This window comes from Streptomyces sp. NPDC042364, assembly GCF_056437585.1.
This window is the reverse complement of sequence record NZ_JBWKAJ010000019.1, coordinates 136,542-159,481: the sequence shown is the minus strand read 5'-3', so window position 1 is coordinate 159,481 and position 22,940 is coordinate 136,542. Positions and strand designations below refer to the sequence as shown.

20 protein-coding genes are annotated in these 22,940 nt (G+C 72.0%); 6 read left to right on the top strand and 14 right to left on the bottom strand.

Annotated elements, in window-relative coordinates; all coding sequences use genetic code 11:
• Window positions 1–16 precede the first annotated feature (16 nt).
• Window positions 17–1,249 (bottom strand): ROK family protein, encoded by a 1,233-nt coding sequence (locus AC067N_RS30500; protein ID WP_478682116.1) that lies wholly within the window; start codon window positions 1,247–1,249, stop codon window positions 17–19.
• Window positions 1,250–1,486: 237 nt separating this feature from the next.
• Here AC067N_RS30500 and AC067N_RS30495 point away from each other — a divergent pair, with 237 nt between their 5' ends.
• Complete coding sequence (locus tag AC067N_RS30495; RefSeq protein ID WP_478682120.1) at window positions 1,487–2,689, top strand: Gfo/Idh/MocA family protein; 1,203 nt, start codon at window positions 1,487–1,489, stop codon at window positions 2,687–2,689.
• A 39-nt stretch (window positions 2,690–2,728) separates the two neighbouring features.
• Here AC067N_RS30495 and AC067N_RS30490 read toward each other — a convergent pair whose 3' ends face one another.
• Window positions 2,729–3,424 carry a L,D-transpeptidase family protein gene (locus AC067N_RS30490; RefSeq protein ID WP_478682115.1) on the bottom strand — a complete coding sequence of 232 codons (696 nt, stop codon included), beginning with the start codon at window positions 3,422–3,424 and terminating at the stop codon, window positions 2,729–2,731.
• 134 nt (window positions 3,425–3,558) lie between these two features.
• On the opposite strand from AC067N_RS30490, the gene AC067N_RS30485 reads away from it, so the two are divergent.
• Window positions 3,559–4,044 (top strand): carboxymuconolactone decarboxylase family protein, encoded by a 486-nt coding sequence (locus AC067N_RS30485; RefSeq protein ID WP_478682114.1) that lies wholly within the window; start codon window positions 3,559–3,561, stop codon window positions 4,042–4,044.
• An 84-nt stretch (window positions 4,045–4,128) separates the two neighbouring features.
• Here AC067N_RS30485 and AC067N_RS30480 read toward each other — a convergent pair whose 3' ends face one another.
• The 6 genes from AC067N_RS30480 to AC067N_RS30455 are packed head-to-tail and all read right to left on the bottom strand — an operon-like array spanning window position 4,129 to window position 12,196.
• On the bottom strand, window positions 4,129–4,917 hold the full coding sequence (locus tag AC067N_RS30480) for an aminotransferase class IV (RefSeq protein WP_478682113.1): 789 nt from the start codon (window positions 4,915–4,917) through the stop codon (window positions 4,129–4,131).
• 29 nt (window positions 4,918–4,946) lie between these two features.
• Complete coding sequence (locus AC067N_RS30475; protein WP_478682112.1) at window positions 4,947–6,128, bottom strand: FAD-dependent monooxygenase; 1,182 nt, start codon at window positions 6,126–6,128, stop codon at window positions 4,947–4,949.
• The gene (locus AC067N_RS30470; protein ID WP_478682111.1) at window positions 6,125–7,753 is read right to left on the bottom strand and encodes a class I adenylate-forming enzyme family protein; all 1,629 of its coding nucleotides are present in this window, start codon (window positions 7,751–7,753) and stop codon (window positions 6,125–6,127) included. The genes AC067N_RS30475 and AC067N_RS30470 overlap by 4 nt, the downstream gene beginning before the upstream one ends.
• Before the next feature lie 3 nt (window positions 7,754–7,756).
• Entirely contained in the window at window positions 7,757–9,340 is a 1,584-nt protein-coding gene (locus AC067N_RS30465; RefSeq protein ID WP_478682110.1) for an AMP-binding protein, read from the bottom strand.
• The gene (gene pabB / locus AC067N_RS30460; protein ID WP_478682109.1) at window positions 9,337–11,520 is read right to left on the bottom strand and encodes an aminodeoxychorismate synthase component I; all 2,184 of its coding nucleotides are present in this window, start codon (window positions 11,518–11,520) and stop codon (window positions 9,337–9,339) included. Before pabB ends, AC067N_RS30465 begins: the two co-directional genes overlap by 4 nt.
• Window positions 11,521–11,551: 31 nt before the next feature.
• Window positions 11,552–12,196: an antibiotic biosynthesis monooxygenase gene (locus tag AC067N_RS30455; RefSeq protein ID WP_478682108.1), complete on the bottom strand. Its 645-nt coding sequence runs from the start codon at window positions 12,194–12,196 to the stop codon at window positions 11,552–11,554.
• A gap of 172 nt (window positions 12,197–12,368) precedes the next feature.
• On the opposite strand from AC067N_RS30455, the gene AC067N_RS30450 reads away from it, so the two are divergent.
• Window positions 12,369–13,148 carry a DUF3050 domain-containing protein gene (locus AC067N_RS30450; RefSeq protein WP_478682107.1) on the top strand — a complete coding sequence of 260 codons (780 nt, stop codon included), beginning with the start codon at window positions 12,369–12,371 and terminating at the stop codon, window positions 13,146–13,148.
• A gap of 132 nt (window positions 13,149–13,280) precedes the next feature.
• On the opposite strand, the gene AC067N_RS30445 is transcribed toward AC067N_RS30450, so the two are convergent.
• Window positions 13,281–14,120 carry an SDR family NAD(P)-dependent oxidoreductase gene (locus AC067N_RS30445; RefSeq protein ID WP_478682106.1) on the bottom strand — a complete coding sequence of 280 codons (840 nt, stop codon included), beginning with the start codon at window positions 14,118–14,120 and terminating at the stop codon, window positions 13,281–13,283.
• Window positions 14,121–14,193: 73 nt separating this feature from the next.
• On the opposite strand from AC067N_RS30445, the gene AC067N_RS30440 reads away from it, so the two are divergent.
• The gene (locus AC067N_RS30440; RefSeq protein WP_478682105.1) at window positions 14,194–14,736 is read left to right on the top strand and encodes a hypothetical protein; all 543 of its coding nucleotides are present in this window, start codon (window positions 14,194–14,196) and stop codon (window positions 14,734–14,736) included.
• Here the strand turns inward: AC067N_RS30440 and AC067N_RS30435 are convergent.
• Window positions 14,727–15,641 carry an SDR family oxidoreductase gene (locus AC067N_RS30435; protein ID WP_478682104.1) on the bottom strand — a complete coding sequence of 305 codons (915 nt, stop codon included), beginning with the start codon at window positions 15,639–15,641 and terminating at the stop codon, window positions 14,727–14,729. The genes AC067N_RS30440 and AC067N_RS30435 overlap by 10 nt on opposite strands.
• 141 nt (window positions 15,642–15,782) lie before the next feature.
• Here AC067N_RS30435 and AC067N_RS30430 point away from each other — a divergent pair, with 141 nt between their 5' ends.
• The gene (locus AC067N_RS30430) at window positions 15,783–16,586 is read left to right on the top strand and encodes a PP2C family protein-serine/threonine phosphatase (RefSeq protein WP_478682103.1); all 804 of its coding nucleotides are present in this window, start codon (window positions 15,783–15,785) and stop codon (window positions 16,584–16,586) included.
• 117 nt (window positions 16,587–16,703) lie between these two features.
• On the opposite strand, the gene AC067N_RS30425 is transcribed toward AC067N_RS30430, so the two are convergent.
• From AC067N_RS30425 to AC067N_RS30415, 3 genes are all read right to left on the bottom strand, one after another.
• Window positions 16,704–17,333 (bottom strand): MBL fold metallo-hydrolase, encoded by a 630-nt coding sequence (locus AC067N_RS30425; protein ID WP_478682102.1) that lies wholly within the window; start codon window positions 17,331–17,333, stop codon window positions 16,704–16,706.
• Window positions 17,333–18,421, bottom strand: a complete 1,089-nt coding sequence (locus AC067N_RS30420) for an S-(hydroxymethyl)mycothiol dehydrogenase (RefSeq protein ID WP_478682101.1) — start codon at window positions 18,419–18,421, stop codon at window positions 17,333–17,335. Before AC067N_RS30420 ends, AC067N_RS30425 begins: the two co-directional genes overlap by 1 nt.
• 601 nt (window positions 18,422–19,022) lie before the next feature.
• On the bottom strand, window positions 19,023–19,310 hold the full coding sequence (locus tag AC067N_RS30415) for a metal-sensitive transcriptional regulator (protein WP_478682119.1): 288 nt from the start codon (window positions 19,308–19,310) through the stop codon (window positions 19,023–19,025).
• Between the two features lie 186 nt (window positions 19,311–19,496).
• Between AC067N_RS30415 and AC067N_RS30410 the strand changes: the two genes are divergently transcribed.
• A complete protein-coding gene (locus AC067N_RS30410; protein ID WP_478682100.1) occupies window positions 19,497–21,269 on the top strand; it encodes an ABC transporter ATP-binding protein in 1,773 nt (590 codons plus the stop codon).
• Here the strand turns inward: AC067N_RS30410 and AC067N_RS30405 are convergent.
• Complete coding sequence (locus tag AC067N_RS30405; protein WP_478682099.1) at window positions 21,257–22,717, bottom strand: aldehyde dehydrogenase family protein; 1,461 nt, start codon at window positions 22,715–22,717, stop codon at window positions 21,257–21,259. The genes AC067N_RS30410 and AC067N_RS30405 overlap by 13 nt on opposite strands.
• Between the last annotated feature and the right edge of the window lie 223 nt (window positions 22,718–22,940).

The following is a 22,940-nucleotide window of genomic DNA, read 5'->3' as shown; positions in this document are numbered from 1 at the left end:
GCTCCTTGTAGCGGGGCTACCAGGGGCTTTCGGCAACGCGGCGAGCGTGCGTGCCAGGCGTCGCGAGCCGGGCTCCACTTCTGTTCGGAGCTCTTACTCCGCGGCCGAGCACCAGCACCTGGATGGCGAGCACGGCGGCGCCCCGGGCCCAGTCGTGGAAGTCGGACACCTTGGTCTCCAGGGGGACGGGAGCGGCGAGGGGGTGCCGGTTCGCGCGGATCGCGTCGTCCACCGACGTGCCCGCCACCTCGATCAGCCCGACTCCCTCCCCGGCGAGCAGGATCTTCTGCGGCATGACGAGGTTGGCGATCTGGGCAGCGAGTGTGCCGAGGGCGCGGCCGGCCTCGCCGATGACGCGCGCGCACATCGGGTCCCCGGTGGCCGCCCCCGCGAGGATCTCCTCGTACCCCCACTCGCGCCCGGTCGCCGCCTGGACCTGGTAGCGGATGGCCGGGATGGTCAGCATCGAGGCGGCGCTGCCGCGTTCGCCGGTGGGGGTGAGCGGACCGGCGGGGTCCACGATCCAGTGGTGGCCGAAGCCCCGGTCCTCCTCGGCACAGGAGACCCGCCTGCCGCCCAGGACGAGTCCGTAGCCGAGGCCCGCACCGATGGTGAGGACGACGAAGCGGTCGAGGCCACGGCCCGCGCCGAACCAGGTCTCGGCCTCGACGAGTGCGGCCACGTCGTTCTCCACGACCACGGGCAGCCCGGTGCGCTCTTCGACGAGGCCCGCCAGCGGGACGTCGCGCCACCGCAGGAAGGGTGACTCGCCGACCACGGCCTGCCGCTCGACGAGGCCGCCGACCCCGATGCCGATTCCGGCGAGCGAGGGGTGGCGGCCGGCGAGTTCCGCGGCCGTCTCCGCGAGGAGGTCGGCGACCCGCTCGGGCTCGTGGGAGGTGAGCGGACGGTCACGGCGGGCGACGATCTCGCTTCTGAGGGTGGTGACCACGCCGTAGACCATGTCATCGGTGATCTTGAAGCCGAGGAAGGTGCGGGACTCGGCGACGATGTCCAGCGGCTGGGACGGCCGCCCCTGCCGGGTCTCGGGGAGTGCGGCACCCTCGGCGGTCTCGACCAGGAGCCCCGACTCGATCAGCGGTTTGGTCAGCCGGGTGACGCTGCCCGCGGACAGGCCGAGACGCCGGGCGAGGTCGGTGCGCGAGAGCGGGCCGTGTACGAGCACCTCGATCGCCACCGCGCGTTCTCCGGCGCTGAGCGGCAGCCAACTGGCGGCGAGAGCGGTCATGGGAGTCACACTCCCACACCCTATTTCTTTCACGCCGGAAACAACAACCCTCGCTCCTGCCGCGAAAACTCGCGCACGGCGATGCAGGCCCCCCTCTTGACTGCCATATATTTTCACGACGAAAGTAAGCGGCCACCATCCAAGGCGAGGGCAAGCCGGTCAGCAGCCTCGACGAGACCAACCACCGGATCAACCTCATCCCCCGTGACCTCACGACCTGTGAAGGACGACCCCTCCATGACGTTCTCCCTCGGCATCGTCGGCGCCGGCCAGTTCTCCGGCCAGTTCGCCACGCTGTTCCACGCCCATCCCGGCGTCGGCGACGTGTACGTGACCGACCTGCTGCCCGAGCGGGCCGAGCACCTGGTCGCCGCGCAGGGGCTGGCCGGCACCTTCCCGTCGTACGAGGCGATGCTGGAGTCGAAGGCGGTCGACGCGGTCGCGATCTTCACCCAGCGCTGGACGCACGGGCCGCTGGTCCTCCAAGGCCTGAACGCCGGCAAGCACGTGTACTCCGCGGTGCCCATGGCGATCACCGAGGAGGAGATCGCGGCGATCATCGACGCGGTCCGGGCGACCGGACTGACGTACATGATGGGTGAGACCAGCCAGCACAACCCGGCGACCGTGCACGCCCGGAACCAGATCGCCGAGGGCGCCTTCGGGCGGCTCTTCTACGCCGAGGGCGACTACGTCCACGACATGGACCTGGGGTTCTACGAGGCGTACCAGTACAGCGGCGGCGAGGACTGGAAGCAGACCGCGAGCTATCCCCCGCTGCTCTACCCGACGCACTCGGTGGGCGGGGTGCTGGGCGCCTGGCGGACGCACGCGGTGAGCGTCTCCGCGATCGGCGTCGTCGACGGGCGCGGGGACGGGGTGTTCGACAAGGACGTCAGCCGGTTCGGGAACGACTTCTCCAACGCGACCGCGCTGTTCGAGGTGGCGGGCGGCGGTTCGTTCCGTACGAACGAGTTCCGGCGGGTGGGCTACCCCTCGCACATACGGGAGTCCCGCTTCCGGTTCTTCGGGACGGAGGCGAGCATGGAGCAGCTCGCCACCGTGGCGCTGTGGCAGGACAAGAAGGGGGTGAAGGACATCAGCGAGCTGCTCGAACCCAAGCCGACGCTGTCCCCCGACGACCCTTCCCTCCAGCACATCGCGCCGGATCTGCGGGCCGCCTTCACCTCCGGTTCGGCTCCGGTGCACGACCGGTCGCGGCTGCCACGGGCGTTCGACCGTCTGCACAACGGCCACGAGGGCAGCCACCACTTCCTGGTGGACGACTTCGTGACCGCGGTGAACACACGGACCCTCCCCTCGGTCAACGCGTGGGTGGCGGCCCGTTACACCCTGCCGGGGATCGTCGCGCACGAGTCCGCGCGGCAGGGTGGGGTGCGGCTGGAGATCCCGGACTTCGGGGACGCGCCCGAGGTGTGATCCTCACGGCGGCCTGCGGGCCGGGTTCCTGGCGGTGTGTCAGGTGCCCGGCTTGCGGCCGTAGACGAAGACGTCGTCGCCCTTCTTCAGCAGCGACCAGTACTTCTTGGCGTCGGCCTTCGTCAGGTTGACGCAGCCGCGGGAGCCGGGCGGGTTCCACATGCTGACGGCGGCGGCGTGGAAGGCCTGGCCGCCGTCGAAGAACTGGCTGTACGGCATCGGCACGTGGTAGATCGACGACACGTGGTCGATGTGCCGCCAGTAGATCTTCTTGGCGCCGGTGCGGGTCTCGTAGCCGTCGCGCCCGGTGCGGACGGGCACGGGCCCGTACACGAGCTTGCCGCCGTCCTGGATCCAGCTCAGCTGGAGGGTCAGGTCGACGCAGGCGATGCGGCCCTTGTTGACCGGGCACTTCCCGGCCCTGTTCGGGTTCTTGCCGACGGCCTTCTGCTTGTTCATCAGGTCCATCACTCCCCAGGTGACGGAGCCCGCGTAGCCGATGTTCGGGGTGATGCCGTGCTTGGTCTGGAACGCCTTGATGGCCTGGCAGTCGGCGGCCGACTGCCTGCCGTCGACCGGCCGGCCGAGGAACTTCTCGACCTGCTTCTGGTACGGCCCGGTCGATGTCGTGCAACCCGCCGCCTGTGCCGGCGCGGCACCGAGCGCGAGCGTGAGCGGTGCGAGCAGTCCGGTGACGGTCAGGGCGATCGCGCCTCTTCTTCCCGTGTCCCCCATGGCGGTCCTTTCCCTTTCACGTGCTTTGTAGGTTGTGTGGGGGTAGACAGACGGCGCGGGCCGACGGTTGTGGTGTGGCTCGCTTCGAGACGAAACAGTTACACGGCGAGTAATTCGCATATAGAGTTCTCCCCATGAGCAACAGCGATTCCATATCTCGCGTGGCCCTCAAGAAAATCACCCCGGATGTGTCCGCGGCAATGGGCTCCCTGCACTCCGCCGCCGTTTCCGCGGCCCGGGACGCGAAGGTCGAGCCGGAAATCCTCGAACTTATCCGCATTCGCGCCTCCCAGATCAACGGCTGTGCCTTCTGTCTGGACATGCACACCAAGGACGCCCGCGCCCAGGGCGAGACCGAGCAGCGGATCTACGCGCTCGGCGCCTGGCGCGAGACCCCGTTCTTCAACGCCCGGGAGCGGGCGGCGCTGGCTCTGACCGAGGCTGTGACCTCGGTGAACGACGGGCATGTGCCGGACGGCGTCTACGCGGCGGCGGCCGAGGTGTTCGACGACGACCAGCTCGCGGCACTGATCTGGGCGGCCACCGTCATCAATGCCTACAACCGGATCGCGATCGCGACCCGCATGGTCCCCGGCGCCTATCAGCCGGTACCGAAGTGAAATTTCACATTTAGCCGTGCACTGAATACGCCGGGCCTTTTCCATGCGGCCCGGCGCTTGTCCCCGTTCGGGCGTCCCCTATGTTTACGGAAGCGGCTCCATAATGCTGTCCAGCCATTTCCTCCATTTCGGGGCGTGCACGGCGCGGCCGGCAATCATGGGCCTGCCGGTCCAGGCGGCGACGGGGCGGATGCCGTGGAGGGCGTTGACGAGCCACACCTCCCGGCCGTCCAGGTCGGCCAGGGAGCGCTCGCGGTGGGCGACACGGACGCCGGTACGGGCCGCCCGCTCCAGGACCAGCGCCATGGTCACCCCGGGCAGGACGGGCAGTCGGGGTGGCGGCAGGCAGAGGGTGTCGTCCTCCCACCACAACAGGCTGGAGTTGGCGGCCTCCAGGACCAGTCCGGACGGGGCGATCAGCACGGCCTCGTCGGCCTCCGCGCCGGAGGCACGACCGCGAACCCGGGCCAGGGCGTCCAGGTCGGGGCCCTTGCGGCGGGGCACCGTGCGCGGGTCGGGCTGGCCGGCCGCCCACACCCGCACCTCGGCCCCGAGGGGCGGGGCGTGGCGGAGCAGCAGGCGCAACTCCAGTGATCCTGCGGCGAGTTCCACCCGGGGGAACCACGTCCCCGTGCGCGGCAGGGCGGCCGTCATGTCCGTCCAGAAGTCGGCCACCCGGCCGAGCGGCGGTGCCCCGCAGTCGCCGCAGGACCGCAGGAACCGCTCCCGGTGCCGGTCGAAACCGCGCACCCGCCCGTCGCGCAACAACCAGGAGTCCGCGACGAGAAGACGTCCGCCCTGGACCTGACCGGGGGTCAGACCGTGTTCGGGGGACCAGGTCGACAGACCTTCCGCGATGGCCGGCTGTGTCACTCGGCACTCCTGTTCGCTCATGTCCGGTTTCAGTACTTGCGGCCCGCGACGGCCGGAGGGCCGTGCCGCGGGCCGTACGGCGCGTGCTCCAGCCAGGCGCCGCACCGGGGTACGACGGGGGCGAGAGCCGCCGCCGCGCGCTGCTTGACGCGGACGATACGGCGCCGGGGCCGCAGATGGTCCAGGGCGGTGCCGGCGGCGGCGCTGTTGAACAGGCCCGCCGCGCGCCGGACCTCGGCGAAGTCGGCGACGGCCTCGGGCGTGCCGTCGGCAATGGCCCGTGCGGCGGCGGCCGCGTCCGCGATCCCGCTGTTCATGCCGCGGGCCCCGAACGGCGGGAAGAGATGGGCGGCCTCACCGGCGAGCAGCACCCGGCGGTGCGGGTCGGTGAACACGGCCGCGACCATGCGCAGGAAGCGGTAGGTGGAGACCCACAGGACACGGTCGCCGTAGCCGTCGCCGACGACCTCGGGCAGCCAGCGGCGTACGGCCTCCTCGGTGCCGTACTCCTCGGCGGTGTCGTCGTCGTGGCACTGGAGGTCGAGCTGGAAGCCGCCGGTGAACGGCACCCGCATGACACTGCGGCCGCCGAGCGCCGGGTGCTCGTAGTGGAAGACCCGCTCCAGGGGCAGTTCGGCTCCGGGAACGTCGGCGACGTCGACGACGACGTGGAAGCCGTCACCGCGGGTGCCTTCCAGGGGGATGCCCAGTTCGCGCCGCACCGCGGAGCGGGCGCCGTCGGCGGCGACGGCGTGGGTGCCCTCCCAGGTGCGGCCGTCGGTGTCGGTGAGCCGCACTCCGGTCGGATCGGTGTGCACGCCGGTGATCCGCGCGTCCCATACGAACTCCACCCCGGCGTCCTCGCAGGCGGCGAGCAGGAAGCGCTCGGTGTCGACCTGGCGGAGGCTGGTGAAGGGCGGGGTCCCGGTGGGAGGCGGGAAGGTGCGCGCGTAGACCTCGCGGCCCCGGTAGAGGGTGCGTCCGGTGTGCCAGGTCCGCCCGTACGCGGCGATCTTCAGCGCGAGTCCGGGGCGCATGCCCTCCAGCAGTTCCAGGGTCTCGCGGTGGACGAACAGGGCACGGCTGCCCGGACGTTCGCGGCCCTCGGGGTCGGCTTCGAGGAGGACCACGGGCAGGCCCCGGGCGCGCAGGGCGAGGGCCGCGGAGAGGCCGACCGGGCCGGCGCCCACGACGAGTGCCGGGGTCGTCATGCGCGGGCGCCCTCGGTGAGCATGCGGGTGATCTCGAGCCGTTTGACCTTCCAGGTGGAGGTCATGGGCAGTTCCTCGAACCGCCACTGCCTCGGCTCCGCCATGGCCGGCAGATCCGCGGTGGCCTCCCGCCAGCGCCGCAGGTCCAGGGGGCGTTCGCCGCGTACGCAGACCACGGGCACGGGTTCGCGGTCGGCGCCGGGCACGATGACGACCTCGCGCAGCTCCTCCAGGCGGGACATCAGGGTGTCCTCGACCTCCAGGTTGCTGTGCACGGAGTCGATCCGGTCGATCTCGCGGTCGATGAGGTGCAGGGCGCCCCAGCGGTTCTGGTAGCCCATGTCGCCCATCTGCCACCAGTCGCCGTCGAGTTGGCGCAGATAGCGCTCGCGGGCGCCGAGGTAGGTGAGGATGCGGCCGCGGGTGCGGGCCTCGATGCGGCCGGGGGTGCCGGGGGCGACCCGACGGCCCGTCTCGTCGGTTACGCGGACCCGGGTGAAGCCGGGGATGCCGATGCCGACCCGGCGTCCGTCCGCGCGGGCGGCGCTGCGGCGGGTGAACCACTGGACGGCGACCGGGCCGGTCTCGCTCTGCCCGTACAGCTGGATGAGCCAGGGCGAGCGCCGCTTGGAGGCGTCCAGCAGCCGCCGCACGGTCCGCGGGTGGATGGCGTCGAAGGTGGACCCGTAGGAGCGGACGCGGGACAGCGGGGCGCCGGGCGCGTCGGCCAGTTCCTCCCACAGGACGAAGGTGTTGGGGTGGGTCTCGACGATGCCGGGGCGGTGGCGGGCCAGCAGCGGGCCCACGTTCGCCGGCTCCGGGTCGGTGATGAGGACGAGCGGGCTGCCGAAGTGCAGCAGGACGCCGAGCAGATGGTAGAAGCGCGAGTGCACGAACGACATGTGCAGGGCGGCGGTCTCGCCCCGGGTGGGCCAGCCCATGGCCTTCTGCGGGACCAGCCGGTTCCACATGGTGTCGGGGCAGTGCACGGCGAGCTTGGGGAGGCCGGTCGTGCCGGAGCTGTGGGTGATCAGGGAGGGCTCGCGGGGGTGGAGGCGTACGGCGGCGGGCGTTTCCGCCCCCGCGTACTTCTCCAGCGGTTCGGCTCCCGGGGCGTCGTCGACGCTGAGCGTGCGCCGGACGGCGCCGGTGAGGTCGGCGTCCCGCAGCGGGCCGTCCAGCTTTGCCCGGTCGGTGATCAGCCAGGGCTTGTGCAGTCGTTCGAGAAGCTGCCCGGCGACGGGGCCCGCGAGTCCGGGCGACAGCAGGACGGGGACGGCGCCGATACGGGAGACCGCGCAGCTCAGCAGGACGATGTCGACGTTGTCCGTCTTGTGGACGACGACCTCCTCGGAGGGGCGCACGCCCGCTTCCCAGAGGCGGCCGGAGAGTTCGTCGACCAGGTCGGCCAGGGTGGTGTACGTGAGGTCGGTCCCGACGGCGGGGGCGATGTCGAGGGGGCGGTCGAGGGTGACGAAGACCTGCCCGTGACGGTCGGCGGCGTCCCTGAGCATCGAGCCCAGGTAGAAGCCGCGTCCGGCCGGCGCGGGCGACGCGCTCCGTCCGGCCTGCTGCCGGTGGCGCATGAGGCGCGGCCTTTCTGCGGGGGCGGGGGTGTCGGGCATGGCTCACCACGCTCCTCGGCGGACGAGGTGCCGGCGGAGCTTGCCGGTCGCCGTGCGGGGCAGGGTGGGCACGAAGCTGACGTCGCGGGGGACCTTGAAGGCGGCGAGGTTGTCACGGGCCTTGCAGATGAGTTCGGCCTCCAGGCCCACGGCGATGGGCGGGACGGGGACGACGAAGGCCCGCAGACGGCTCGCGCCGCGTTCGTCGGTGACGGCCACGACGGCGACGTCCCGCACTCCCGGGTGGGTGCGCAGCAGGGCTTCCACCTCCAGCGGGGAGACCGTGATGCCGCCGACCATCTCCATGTCGTCGGCCCGGCCCAGATGCCGGTAGGTGCCGTCGGGTTCGCGGCGGGCCCGGTCCCGGGTGTTGAGCCAGCCGCCGGCCAGGGCCCGCTCGGTCTCCTCGGGCCGGTTGAGGTACCCGGGCGTCACCGTCGGCCCCCGCACCCAGAGTTCGCCGGTCTCGCCGTCGGGTACGGGGGTGCCGGCGCGGTCGCGCAGTTCGATCTCGAAGCCGGGTACGGGGCGGCCGACCGTGCCGGGGTGGTTGTGGTCGAAGCCGTTGGCGCAGAAGGCGTGGCCCGCCTCCGTGGAGCCGATCTGCTCCAGGACGGGCGCGCCCAGCAGTTCCGTGACCTGCTTGCCGAGCCCGGCGGGCATCCCCTCACCGGCGGAGACCGCCGCGCGCACCGAGGTGAAGCAGCCCTCGTGGCCGCCCGCGCGGTCGGCGACGAGGGCGGCGTACGCCGACGGCACCGAGTACAGCAGGGTCACCCGGTGGCGGGTGACCAGCTCGTCGACGAGCGCGGGGGTGGGGCGGTGGTCGGTGAGGACCGCGCTGGAGCCGGAGAAGAGCGGGAAGGCGAAGGCGTTGCCGAAGCCGTAGGCGAAGTAGAGCCGGGAGACGGAGAGGGTGACGTCGTCCGGGGTGATGCGCAGGAGCCGTCGGCCGATGAGGTCGTGGTAGGTACCGGGGTCGCCGTGGACGTGGACGACGCCCTTGGGGCGGCCCGTGGTGCCTGAGGTGTACTGGATGTAGAGCGGCGTGCGGGCGTCCACCCGGTGCGCCGTCTCCATCGGCTTCGCGGTGGCGCTCAGCGCGGCCAGCTGGTCCGAACCGAGGCGCTGCTCCGTGCCGGCCGGGACACGGGCCTCCAGGCCCGGGCCCGTCACCCAGAGGACCGCTTCCGTGTCCTGTGCCATGAACTGGATCTCGGGCGGCGGCAGTTCCGGGTTGACGAGGACGGCCACCGCGCCCAGGCGGGCCGTGGCCAGGAAGGCCGTCACCCAGGCGACGGAGTCGGGCAGGGCCAGCAGGACGCGGTCGCCGGGGCGGACTCCGTGGTCGTGGAGCACGGTCGCCGTGCGGGACGCGAGGTCGTGTATGTGGCCGTGGGTGTGGGCGCGGTGGCCCTGGTGGAAGGCGGGGCGGTCGGTCCAGCCCCGGCGTGCCGCGAGGGCGGCCAGGTGGGCGGCGAGGTTTCCGGGAGCGCCCGCGTCGGCCGGCGCGGGCGCCGGGACCGTCCGCTGGGTGGGGATGCCCGCGACGGTCCCGAGCAGCGTGGGGTGCGGTGTCGTCGTCATCGGGTGGTCTCCTGGGTGACGGATGGGGCGGAGGAGTGTTCGCGGTGGGCCCGCATCAGTGCCGCTGTCTTCAGGAGCATCTCGTCGTACTCGGCGGCGGGGTCGGAGTCGAGGACGATCGCGCCGCCGGCACCCAGGTGCATCCGGCCGCCCTGGAAGACGGCGGTCCTGATGACGATGCCGAGGTCGGCGCCGCCGCCGCATCCGAGGTAGCCGAGGGCGCCCGAGTACACCCCTCTCGCCTCGGTCTCCAGGGAGTCGATGATCTCCATGGTGCGCAGCTTGGGCGCCCCGGTCATGGAGCCGCCGGGGAAGCAGGCCCGGACGCAGTCCACGGCGTCGGTGCCCTCGCGCAGCCGTCCCTCGACGGTGGAGACGAGCTGGTGCACGGTGGCGTACGTCTCGGTGGCCATGAGGCGGGAGACCCGTACCGTGCCGGTCCGTGAGACCCGGCCGAGGTCGTTGCGGAGCAGGTCGACGATCATCAGGTTCTCGGCGCGGCTCTTGGCGTCGGCGGCGAGTTCCTCCCGCAGCCGGTCGTCCTCCTCCGGTGTGGCGCCTCTCGGGGCGGTGCCCTTGATGGGTTTGGCCTCGGCGACGCCGTCGCGGGTGATCCTCAGGAAGCGTTCGGGCGAGGAGCCCGCGATGTCGAGGTCGCCGAACCTCAGGAAGACCGCGTACGGGGCCGGGTTGAGGCGGCGCAGCGCCCGGTAGAAGTCGTACGGGTCGTAGGGGGCGGGTAAACGGGCCGCGTTGGTCAGACAGACCTCGTAGCTGGTGCCGGCGTGCAGGTGCGCCTTGCAGGTGTCGATGTCGGCGAGGTAGGTGGCGCGGTCGCGGACGAGCCAGGGTTCGGCGGCACGGGGATAGGGCGCCGACGACCTCAGGGGCAGGGTGGGGTTCGAGGCGATGAAGGTCAGCTGGGCGAGCGCCGTGTCGAGCCAGTCGCCGGCCTCACGGGCGGCTGCCGGGGTGTCCTCGGCCAGGCAGACGGCGTAGGTGTGGCCCTCCTGGTGGTCGACGGCGATCAGCCGGTCCGCGAAGAGCCAGCAGGCGTCGGGCGTGTCGGCGGTGTGCCGGTTCGGGGAGCCGCCGTCGGCCTTGAGTTCGTAGCCGAAGTAGCCGACGTAGCCGCCGGTGAAGTCGAAGGGCAGACCTGCCGCGTCGACCTTGCGGCTCGCCAGCTGCCGTTTCAGATAGTCGTAGACGCTCGCCCGGACCCGGCGGGTGGGCCGTCCCTCCCGCTCGATCTCGCACACGCCGCTGTCGACGTCGTAGCGGACGAACTCGGCGAGCGGGCCGCTGCCGTCGCCGAAGAACGAGAAGCGGGACAGGCCCTCCTCGACGCGGGAGCTGTCCAGCCAGAAGGCGCGCGGCGCGTCGGCGTGCATCCGGGTGAAGGCGGCCTCGGCGTCGACGGCGGTGGCGATGCGGCGGGTGTGCAGCCGGTACGCGGGGCCGGGGGCGCGCCGGGGGCGGGGGATCGCGTCGGAGAGCGGGGTGACGGCGGTGGTCGCCGTGCGGGCCGGAGGGATGACCGGGGTGCCGTCCGGCGGGGCGGCGAGCGCGGCCCGGGTGTTTCTCGTACGGGGGCCGTCGGCGCGTTCCTCCGTGAGGTCGCGGAAGTTGGCCAGCAGGCGGTGGCCGTGGTCGGTGAGGACGGACTCGGGGTGGAACTGCACGCCCCACAGCGGCCGTTCGCGGTGGCGAAGGCCCATGAGGACGCCGTCCTCGGACCAGGCGGTGGCCTCCAGGGTCGGCGGCAGGGGCTCGCGCACGGACAGCGAGTGGTAGCGGACGACGGTGAAGTTCTGCGGCAGTCCGCGGAACAGGTCGCGGCCGTCGTGGCGGACCGTGGAGAGATGTCCGTGGCGGGGCCACGGGGCGGGCTCCACCTCGGCCCGCTCCCCCACCGCGATGCCCTGGTGGCCCAGGCAGACACCCAGGACGGGGATCGCGGCCTCGGCGATGACCTGCGCGGCGATACCGAAGTCGCGCGGCTTCGAGGGGTGCCCGGGCCCGGGCGACACCACGACGTTGTCGAATTCCCGCAGTGCCGGAATGTCGTCGGGTGAGGTGTCGTTGAGCACGACCACCGGCTCCTCGCCGTTGACCTCGGCGATCAGCTGGAACAGGTTGTATGTGTACGAGTCATAATTGTCGATGAGCAGGGTCTTCAACCCGCCCACCCCCCTCTGATCGTTCTCGGACCTAGGCGGTCCGACGCTTGTGCCGGCCGCGCAGCGCCTGCAGCGGCGGGTACAGCCATTTCTTGAGGAATCGCTGGAGCCTCGGCATGAGAATCCAGGTGACGATGGCCGTCACGGACAGACACAGCAGAAGTGTTCGAAACAGTGGATTGAGATCGGTGAGATAAGGGAGGACCAGCAGGTTGAAAAGGAGCACGGGTGGGAACACCGCGCTCATATTCACCAGCCAGAGTTTCCATTTCGGGGGCGGTCGCGGGGCGGCCGGCGCCGGTTCCCGGGCGGTCTGGGAGTCGAACCACGCCTTGGAGCCCGCGACGCTCCGCCGTCCGGTCTCCCGGGCCAGCCCCTCGGCGCGTGCCGCCCACTCGGCCCAGGCCGGGGAGTTCTCCCAGGTCCGGGCCGAGTTCTCACTGTCGAAGCGGTAGACCACATGCCACTCCGCCTCTCCGTCGACCAGTACGCCGCCCCCCAGAAAGCCCGGTTGCCGCGCACTCGTACGCAGCGTGGCCCACCCCCACGAGTGGAAGTCGGCCTCACGTCCCGGCACCACGTGATACGCGATGGTGACGGTAACGGGATTCCTGCTCACGCCGTCGAGTACGCGAAGAACTGACACCCCGTTCAAATCTTCAACGAACTTTTTCAAGGTGTCCGGAACCTTCCCGTATGGCGCTCTTTCGGCCGCCTTGGATCCGTCTGTCGGGGGGTGCACCCGAGTTACTTTCGGTAATTCCCGGAAGTGCTTGCCGAGGAAACTGCTAAAGGCGCACCATCGCCCTCGGGCTCTGCGGAAAAGCGCAGGAAACAGAAGGAGAGCCATGTCCAGGTACGACTGGGATGTGCACCATGAGGGAATCGACAGGGCGCGTGCCGCGATCGAACCCGTACGGAAGGAAGTCACCGCGCACCCGGTCTATCAGCGCATCGACAGCCGTGCGGACATGGCCGTCTTCATGGAGCACCATGTGTTCGCGGTGTGGGACTTCATGTCCCTGCTCAAGTCGCTCCAGCGGGACCTCACCTGTGTCGACGTCCCGTGGGTGCCGCGTGGCTCGGAGGTGAGCCGGCGGCTCGTCAACGACATCGTCCTGGTCGAGGAGAGCGACGAGCTGAACGGCGGGTTCACCAGTCACTTCGAGCTGTATCGGGAGGGCATGGCCGAGGCCGGCGCGGACACCGCCCGCCTCGACACGTTCCTGGGGCTCGTCGAGGAGGGCCACGACGTGCCGGCTGCCCTGAGGGTCGCGCAAGTGCCCTTGCCCGCGGCGGAGTTCGTCCGGACGACGTTCGGGATCATCGGGGAGCGCCCGTTGCACTGCCGGGCCGCGGCGTTCGCGTTCTCCCGGGAGGACCTGATCCCCGACATGTTCGACCAGGTGATCAAGAAGGAGGGGTCGGATCGGTTCCCGTTGTTCTGCGACTATCTGGCGCGGCACATCGAGGTCGACGGGGAGGAGCACACCCCGATGGCGATGGCGATGGTGGCGGATCTGTGCGGGGGCGAGGCCGGCCGGTGGCAGGAGGCGGTGGAGACGGCGACCCTGGCGCTCGAGGCGAGGTCCCGTCTGTGGGACGGGATCGTCGAGGCGATGGGGTAGGGCAGTGGCTGCCGCCCGGTGCCCGGCTCGGCGGTGGCGTCACGCCGACGGGTCCGGTTGGCGGTCGCGCGGTGCGGCGAGAGGGCGTGCCGGACGCCACGACGCCGCGACGCCGCGACGCCGCGGGGATGCTCACAAGGGCGCTGAGGGCTCACCCTCATCCTCCGTCTCCCGCTTCTCGTCGCGCGGGACGCGTGCCACCCGCTCGAAGGAGGTGTTCACGGCCGGCAGACCGCCGTCGACCCGCAGGGTCGTCCCGGTGATCCAGGCGGCGTCCCGGGAGGCCAGGAACGCGACGGCGGCGGCGATGTCCTCCGGTTCGCCGACCCGGCCCAGCGGATGGATCTCGGCCAGGGCGTCGAGTCGGTCCTCACGTCCCGCCCAGGCCGAGGTGCGGACCGTGCCGGGGGCCACCAGGTTGACGCGGACACCGCGCGACGCGGCGTCCCCGGCGAGGGTGCGGGTCAGCGAGATCAGGCCCGCCTTGGCGGCACTGTAGGCGTGGTTGCCGAAGTGCTGGAGGCCGTTGACGGAGCCGATGTTGACGATCGCCCCGCGCCCGGAGGCCACCAGATGCGGCAGTGCGGCGCGGGAGCAGCGGAACGCGCCGGTGAGGGTCAGGTCGAGGTCGCGGTCCCAGGTCTCGTCCGGGGTGTCCTCGAACAGGGGGGCGTCGGGCGTGCAGCTGAAGGCGTTGTTCACCAGCACGTCGAGCGAGCCGAGGACGTCCACGGCGTGGGCGACGGCCGCCTCGACGGAGTCCCGGTCGCCGACGTCGCAGCGGAAGGCGTGCGCGGCCGGCCCCTGGCCGCGCAGTTCCGCCACGGTCCGTTCGGCCGCCGGCAGGTCCACGTCGGTGACGAGGACCCGGGCCCCCTCCTCGGCCGGCCGTCGGGCGGTGGCCGCGCCGATTCCGCGTGCCGCACCCGTGATGAGCACGCCGTACCCGTCGAAGCGTCCCGTCGTCCGCATACGGCAGAACGTACCGCGGGGACGGTCGCGACCACCGATGCGACGTGATCTCGACCCCGGTTACGGTGCGGTCATGTCAACCTTCATCCAGCAACTCCCGGCGCTGCTCGGCGTGGTGATCGGCGCACTCGGCTCCTATCTCGTGGTGATGCGGGGCGAGCAGGTCCGCTTCAGCCGTGAGCAGGCCGCGCGGTGGGAGGAACGCCGCCTCACGGTCTACGCGGACTGGGCCCGGGCCCTGAAGCAGTCCGTCACCCTGGCCTACCGGGTCGCCTCCCACCTCGGCAACGACCCGCATCCCCACCCCCTGGCGCCGGAGGAGGCCGCGCCGCTCCAGGCGGAGGCGACCGTCGCCCGGGACCCCTCCGGTGAGGCGCTTCTCCTCCTCGGCAGCCCCGAGGTCGTGGAGAAGGCACGGGCATGGGTCGCCGTGGTGCTGGAGATGGAGGAGTTCCTGCGTACCGGGACCCGTGACCCGGGCGCCTGGCAGGCCCTGCTGGACCGTCAGCGCGCCGGGCGCGAGGGCTACTACACCGCCGTGCGGGAGGATCTGGCCCTCCCGCCGGGTCACTCGGCGCGCCGGCAACTGCCCTCGGGGCCGGGCGGTCAGCGGTAGCCGGTGGTGTCGGCCGCCCTGCCCGCGTCCTGGACCTCGACGAGGTACCGCCAGGCGTCCGGGCGGCTGCCGTCCAGGTCGGTGAAGCCGTACACCTGGGCGAGGCCGCCGCTGGAGAGGGACGCGCCGTTGTGGCGGGCGACGTCCGGGTCGGCGGCGAGGGCGGCGACCGCCCGGCCGACGTAGCGCGGGGTCTCGGAGATGGCGAAGTGGGGGACGCGTTCCAGGGCGTCGCGCCAGTTGTCCTCGGTGACGCCGTAGGCGTCGAGCATGATCTCCGAGCGCAGCCAGCCGGGGGTGAGCGCGACGGCCGTGGCACCGCGCGGGCCGAGTTCATGACCGAGCGCGAACGCCATGCGCAGCACGGCGGCCTTGGCGAGGTCGTAGAAGAAGGAGACGCGGTAGGTGTCGCGGTTGTAGTCGGCGGTGCCGTCGGTCATCTCGACGACCAGGCCGCCGGGGTGACGCAGCAGCAGGGGCAGCGCGTGGTGGCTGGTGATCGCGTGGGTCTCCACGGCGAGCCGCAGCAGCCGCAGCCCGTTGTCGAGGTCGTGCTCCCAGACCGGGGCCTCCCAGTCGAAGAGCTTCTCGCCGCCCCAGATGTCGTTGACCAGGACGTCGAGCCGGCCCTGCTCCTTGTCGATCCGGTCCACCAGTGCCTTGACCCGGGCCGGTTCGAGGTGGTCCGTCGGGACGGCGACTCCCCTGCCGCCCGCCTCGGTGACCAGGTCGGCCGTGTCCTCCAGTGTCTCCGGACGGTCGTACTCCGACCGCCGCTCCCGTGTGCTGCGGCCCGTCACGTACACCGTCGCCCCGGCCGCCCCCAGTTCGACCGCGATCCCGCGCCCCGCTCCACGTGTCGCGCCCGCCACCAGCGCGACCTTGCCGTCCAACGGCTTCACCATGCCCTGCCTCCCGTGCGTACGACTGCCAGCTTGACCGACGCCGGGTGCGGCCCGGCGTCCTCGACACGAGCCTCTCCGAGAAACCGGACATCCTCTGTCGTCTTTTCCGGCGCCTGACGCGCCTGGCAGGATGCGCGGATCATGGACGAGACGGAACCCTGCGTACGGTGTGGAGGAACGGTCGCCCCGGACGGGCACTGCTGGGACTGCGGCAAGGCCCAGGAGGCTTTCCGGGCGCACCTGGAGATGGAGGTGGACGGCGGTGCGGCCGGGGTGAGCGACCGGGGCCTGCGGCGCGAGATCAACGCGGACGCGATGGCGCTGGTGGCGAGCGGGGCGTGGACGATCGGGGTCGTCTGCGACGGTGTGTCGATGGCGCCCCGCGCCGAGCGGGCCGCCCGTGTCGCGGCCGAGGCGGGTGCCGGTGCGCTGGCGGGGCTGCTGGATTCCGGTGTCCTGCCGGAGGTCGCGCTCGTCGAGGCCGTGGGGCGAGCGGGGCGGGCGGTCGCCGGGCTGGCGGGGACCGGGGGGCGGCAGGAGGCCGCCCCGGCGTGCACCTGGGTGGCGGGCGTGGTGGGGCCGGAGGGCATGTGGAGCGCCTCGGTCGGTGACAGCCGCGCCTACTGGCTGCCCGACGAGGGTCCCGGCATGGTGCTCACCGAGGACGACACGGGCGGCCTGGACGCCCTCACCGCCTGGCTGGGCGCCGACGCGGACGAGGCCGTGCCGCACATCCGGAGCTACCGGCCCGGGTGCCCGGGGCGGTTGCTGCTGTGCACGGACGGGCTGTGGCGGTATCTGCCGGACGCGGCCGGGCTCAGGGCGGTGGTGGGCGGGGCCGGGCCGCTCCCCGGCGCGCGGGCACTGGTGTCGTACGCGCTGGAGGCCGGTGGGCGGGACAACGTGACCGCGCTGCTCGTCCCGGTCGCTCCGGCGACGGGCTGAGGTCTCCGTACGTCCGGCCCCTGGGCCGCCCCGCTGCCCCGCGCGGTGCCGACTGCCATGCCTTCTCGGCAGCCGGCACCGCGCGGCCGGGGATGCCGGCACGCGTACGGCGGTGGCTCAGTGGCCCCGGTCGATCCACTCCTGGAGGTGCGGCGCTTCGGCCCCGATGGTGGTGCTGTCGCCGTGGCCGGTGCGGACGATTGTGTCGGGCGGCAGGGTCAGCAGGCGGTCGCGGATGGAGTCGATGATGGTCGGGAAGTGGGAGTAGGAGCGGCCGGTGGCGCCGGGTCCGCCCGCGAAGAGGGTGTCGCCGGTGAAGACGGTGCCCAGGCCCGGGTCGTGGAGGCACACGGCGCCCGGCGCGTGTCCGGGGGTGTGCAGCACGGTGAGGTCGGTGCCGGCGGTCTCGATGACCTGGCCGTCGGCCAGCCAGTGGTCGGGCTGCCGGTCGGGGTGGGTCTGCTTCCACAGCGGCAGGTCGTCCGGGTGGAGCCAGATCGGTGCTCCGGTGCGCTCGGCGAGGGCGGGCGCGGCGTCGATGTGGTCGTTGTGCGCGTGGGTGCAGATGATGGCCGTCACCCTCCGGTCGCCGATGGCCTCGGCGATGGCGTCGGCGTCGTGGGCGGCGTCGATGACGACGACCTCGTGGTCGTCGCCGACGATCCAGACGTTGTTGTCGACGTCCCAGGTGCCGCCGTCCAGGCTGAACGTGCCCGAGGTGACGAGGTGTTCGATCCGGGCGGCCATCAGAGCGTCACCACCGAGCGCAGGACGTCACCGTGGTGCATCCGCTCGAACGCCTTCTCCACGTCGTCGAGTCCGATGGTCTCGGTGACGAACGCCTCCAGGTCCAGGCGGCCCTGGAGATAGAGGTTGATCAGCATGGGGAAGTCACGGTCGGGCAGGCAGTCGCCGTACCAGGACGACTTCAGGGCGCCGCCCCGTCCGAAGACGTCGAGCAGCGGGAGTTCCAGCTTCATGTCGGGGGTGGGGACGCCGACGAGGACGACCGTGCCGGCGAGGTCGCGGGCGTAGAAGGCCTGCTCGTACGTCTCCGGGCGGCCCACCGCCTCGATGACGACGTCGGCGCCGAAGCCGCCGGTCAGCTCGCGGATCGCCTCGACGGGGTCGGTCTCGCGGGAGTTGACGGTGTGGGTGGCGCCGATCCGCTTCGCGGTGGTCAGTTTCCGGTCGTCGATGTCGACGGCGATGATCTTCTCCGCGCCGGCCAGCAGGGACCCGGCGATGGCCGCGTCCCCGACGCCGCCGCAGCCGATGACGGCGACGCTGTCACCCCGGCCCACGTTGCCGGTGTTGATCGCCGCGCCGATGCCCGCCATCACTCCGCAGCCCAGCAGTCCGGCGACCGCCGGGGAGGCGGCCGGGTCGACCTTGGTGCACTGCCCGGCGGCGACGAGCGTCTTCTCCGCGAAGGCGCCGATGCCGAGCGCGGGCGCCAGTTCCTGGCCGGTGGAGGCCAGGGTCATCTTCTGGCCGGCGTTGTGCGTGGCGAAGCAGTACCAGGGCCGACCACGCCGACAGGCCCGGCAGCTGCCGCACACGGCACGCCAGTTGAGGATGACGAAGTCGCCGGGCGCGACCTCCGTGACGCCCTCGCCGACCGACTCCACCACGCCCGCCGCCTCATGGCCGAGCAGGAAGGGGAAGTCGTCGTTGATGCCGCCCTGCTTGTAGTGGAGGTCGGTGTGGCACACCCCGCACGCCTGTACCTTCACCACGGCCTCCCCGGGCCCCGGATCGGGCACGACGATCGTCTCGATCCGCACCGGTTCGTTCTTGCCCGGTGCGATCACGCCGCGTACTTCCTGCGCCATGGTGAACCCTTCCGTCGATCCGTACGGACGGTCTCCCGTCCACGGTCACCCTACGGACTGACCAGCCGGTAGGCCCTTCGGCAGGGGCGGATACCTGGCCGAAAAGCTCGCCCGTGACGGGTGCGCGACGCCCGCTCCGCGGTAGCCCTGCCCCGCCCCCGGAACGGGGGAGGAGCGCGGCCGTGCACGTCGTCGACACGATCGAGGTGCCGGGGCCGGGCACCGCGGCCGTCCGGCGGGCGGGCGTCGGACCGCCGTGGCGGCCGGTCAGCCGTGGGGGGCGGTCCGCCGCGCGGCATCGCAACGGGGCCGGTGCCAGACGGCGACGCCGTGAAGATCGACGCGGAAGCGACCCTGCGCGGCCATCCCGGACACACTCCCTGCTGGTCGGCACGTCTTCACGGCTTCCGGCCGGGCGGCGCTTCCAGACCGGCGGGGCTTGCGGAGCGAGCGCGTCCTTCCGACCCGGCGGGCTTCCGGGCGGGCGCGGCTTTCCGGCCCGGCGGGTCACGGGTCACGGGTCACGGGTCACGGGTCACGGGTCAGGGTGCCCGGTACGGGCCGCACCAGGACGGCGGCGCCGCCGGGCCCACCCCGGCCCTCACGCCAGCGACAGGAACAGCTTCTCCAGTCGTGCCCGCATCTGCTCCGTCGTCTCCCCGTTCCGCTCGTTCTTGCCGGTGTCGGTGAGGCACTGCTGCAAACCGGTCGCGATGATCGCGAATCCCGCCCGGTCCAGGGCCCGGGAGGCCGCGGCGAGCTGGGTGACGACGTCCTCGCAGTCGCGCCCCTCCTCGATCATCTTGATCACTCCGGAGATCTGCCCCTGCGCCCGGCGCAACCGGTTCAGCACCGACTTGAGCTCATCACCCTCGAACTGCAACTCCACGACCGACCCACTTCCCATGCATACCCTTGGGGGTATTTTACCTCCTTCTCGGGAAAGGATCGCAGGCTCACCGGGGCGCCCGTGGCGCCGGCCCCGGACCGGGGCCGCGGGCCGCTCCTCACCACCCACGTAGGCTGAAGCTCCGCGCCCGGTCCCCACTCCCCGACCGACCTGCCGAGGAGCGTCGTGAACACGACTGACCCCCAGGCCGAGCAGCAGCCCAACTGGCGGCTGCTGCTCGGCTATGTACGGCCCCATCGCTGGGCACTTCTGCTGGGCGCACTGCTGTCCCTGGTCACCGGAGCGACCGGGCTCGCCCTGCCGCTGGTGGCCAGGGAACTGATCGACGACCTGTCCCACGACCGCGCCATCACCTGGGCGCTGCTGCTGATGTCGGCGCTGGTCGTCGGCAACGCGGCCGTGGGCGCGCTGGGTTCGTACGTGCTGCGGCGCACGGCCGAGTCGGTGGTGCTGGGCGCGCGGCGCACCCTTTCGTCGTATCTGCTGCGGCTGCGGATCGCGGCGGTGGACCGCAGCGAGCCGGGCGACCTGATGGCACGGATCACCTCCGACACGACCCTGCTGCGCGAGGTCACCACCGACACCCTCGTGGGCCTCGGCACCGGCGGGCTGACGCTCGTCGCGACGGTCGTGCTCATGGGCTTCGTCGACCCGGTGCTGCTGGCGGTGACCCTGGGCGTGATCCTCGGAGCGGGTGTGGTGTTCGGGGTGATCGTGCCGCGTATCAACCGGGCGAGCCGGGCGGCGCAGGACGCGGTCGGGGCGATGGGCGCCTCGCTGGAGCGGATCCTCGGCGCGCTGCGCACGGTCAAGGCGTCCGGAGCCGAGCACCGCGAGGAGGAGGCAGTGCACGCGGCGGCCGAGGAGTCGTGGCGGCAGAGCGTTCGAGCCGCCAAGTGGTCGGCGGCAGCGGGCAACACGGCCGGGCTCGCGATGCAGATCGCCTTCATCACGGTGCTCGCGGTGGGCGGCGCCCGGGTCGCCACCGGCGCGATCGACGTGGGCACGCTGGTGGCCTTCCTGCTGTACGTCTTCTATCTGATGTCGCCGATACAGCAGGTCGTGGGTGCCATCACCCAGTACCAGACGGGTGCCGCCGCGCTCGCCCGCATCCAGGAGGCGCTGCGGCTGCCCGCCGAGCCGGCCGCCCGGCCCGCGCCGCTGCCGGAACCGGCCGCCGAGCCCGCCGCGCTCGCCTTCGCCGACGTCCGCTTCCGGTACGCCGACGACCTGCCGTATGTGCACCACGGGGTGACCTTCGAGGTCCCGGCCCGGGGGATGACCGCGTTCGTGGGGCCCTCGGGCGCGGGCAAGACCACCGTGTTCTCGCTCATCGAGCGGTTCTACGACCCCGAGGCGGGCGTCATCACGGTCGACGGCCGGGATGTCACCGAGTGGGAGCTGCCCCGGCTGCGGGCGGCGATCGGCTATGTGGAGCAGGACGCGCCGGTGCTCTCCGGGACGCTGCGGGACAACCTGCTGCTGGGCAACCCCCACGCCGACGAGGGCGAGCTGGGACGGGTGCTGAAGACGACCCGGCTGGACGGCCTGATCGCCAAGTTGCCGCAGGGCCTGGAGACGCTGGTGGGCCACCGGGGCACCAAGCTGTCCGGGGGTGAGCGCCAGCGCGTCGCCATCGCCCGGGCGCTGCTGCGGCGCCCGCGTCTGCTGCTGCTCGACGAGGCGACCAGTCAACTGGACGCGGTGAACGAGGCGGCGCTGCGCGACACGGTCGCCGATGTGGCCCGGACGACGACGGTGCTGGTCGTGGCGCACCGGCTGTCCACGGTGACGATGGCCGACCGGATCGTGGTCATGGACGCCGGGCGGGTCCGCGCGGTCGGCACCCACCGGGAGCTGGTGGCCGCCGACCCGCTGTACGCGGAGCTGGCGGCCACGCAGTTCCTGGCGTCCGACCCGGTCGCTCAGAACGGGTAGTGCGCCTGCTGGGTGGCCATGGTCACCCAGCGGGTGTTCGAGAAGGCCTCGATGCCCCAGCGTCCGCCGAACCGCCCGTAGCCGGAGGCCTTCACCCCGCCGAAGGGCACCTGGGGCTCGTCGGCCACGGACTGGTCGTTGATGTGCACGATGCCGGTGCGGATCCGGCGGGCGACGGCCAGGCCGTGGGTGGCGTTCTCGGTGATGATGCCGCAGCTCAGGCCGTTGTCGGTGTCGTTGGCGAGCTTCACGGCGGTGTCGTCGTCGGCGAATGTCTGCAGGACGCAGAGCGGGCCGAAGGACTCGGTGTAGTACAGGTCGGCGTCCTTGGGTACGTCGGTGAGCACGGTCGCCGGGTGCACCGCGCCCTCGGGCCGGCCGCCCCCGGTGAGGACGGTGGCGCCCTTGGCGACCGCGTCCTGCACCAGCCCCGCGATCCGCTCGGCGGCGGAGGCGCTCACCAGGGGCCCGACCACGGTGTGCGGGTGGCCGGGCTCGCCCGCGCGCAGCGTGGCGACCTTGGCGGTGAACTTCTGCGCGAACTCCTCGGCCAGCGACTCGTGGACGAGGATCCGGTCGCCGGACATGCAGATCTGTCCGGCGTTCATGAAGACGCTGAAGGTGACGGCGTCGACCGCGTAGTCCACGTCCGCGTCGTCCAGCACGATGACCGCGTTCTTGCCGCCCAACTCCAGGACCGCGGGCTTGAGATGGCGGGCCGCGTGCTCGCCGATGATCCGTCCGACGTTGGTGGAGCCGGTGAAGTTGACCGCGCGCACCCGCTCGTCGGAGATCAGCGCCTCGGCGATCTCGGCCGCGTCCTCGGGCGCGTTGGTGATCACATTCAGGACGCCGTCGGGCAGGCCGGCCTCCCGGAACACGTCGGCGACGAGCAGTCCGCAGGCGATGGGCGCGTCCTCGCTGGGCTTGACGACGACGGTGTTTCCGGCGGCCAGCGGCGCCGCGACGGCCCGTACGCCGAGGATGACGGGCGCGTTCCACGGTGCGAACGCCGCGACCACGCCGAGCGGTTCGCGGACGGCGAGGCTCAGCGCGCCCTCTTTCTGGGTGCTGAGCACCTCGCCGCGCGGTGCGGTGATGGCGGCGGCCGCCTCGCGCAGGATGTTGGCGGCGAGCATCACGTTGAACAGCGCCCAGGGGCGGGTGCCGCCCGCCTCCCGCGCCATGATCTCGGCGACCTGCTCGCCCCGGGCCTCCAGCAGTTCGGCGGCCTTGAAGAAGATCGCCCGCCGGGCGAAGGGCGCGAGGGCCGCCCAGTCCTCGAACGCCGCGTCGGCGGCGTCCACGGCCCGCCGGACGTCCTCCGGACCGGCCGCCGCGACCGTCGCGTACACCTCCCCGGTGTACGGCTCGAAGTCCTCGGTGGTGCGGCCGGACGCGGCGGGCACGTCCTTGCCGCCGATCAGAAGGTCACGGGTTATGGCCATGGCGCGGCTTCCTCGGGGGTACGGTCGACGACGGTACGGGAGCACGGGAGATCGCTCCCGTTTGTTCGTTAAGTGAAGATCACTTCACGTTACTCACCTGTGATGCTCTGCCCGGGCCGCATGGGAAGTCAAGTGTTCAACCGGTTGGGTTCGCGCTTGCCGGGTGCCCCACCGCGGAGGAGCCTCGATAACAGGAGCCCTCGCGGCCCGCTCCCCCTCGGGC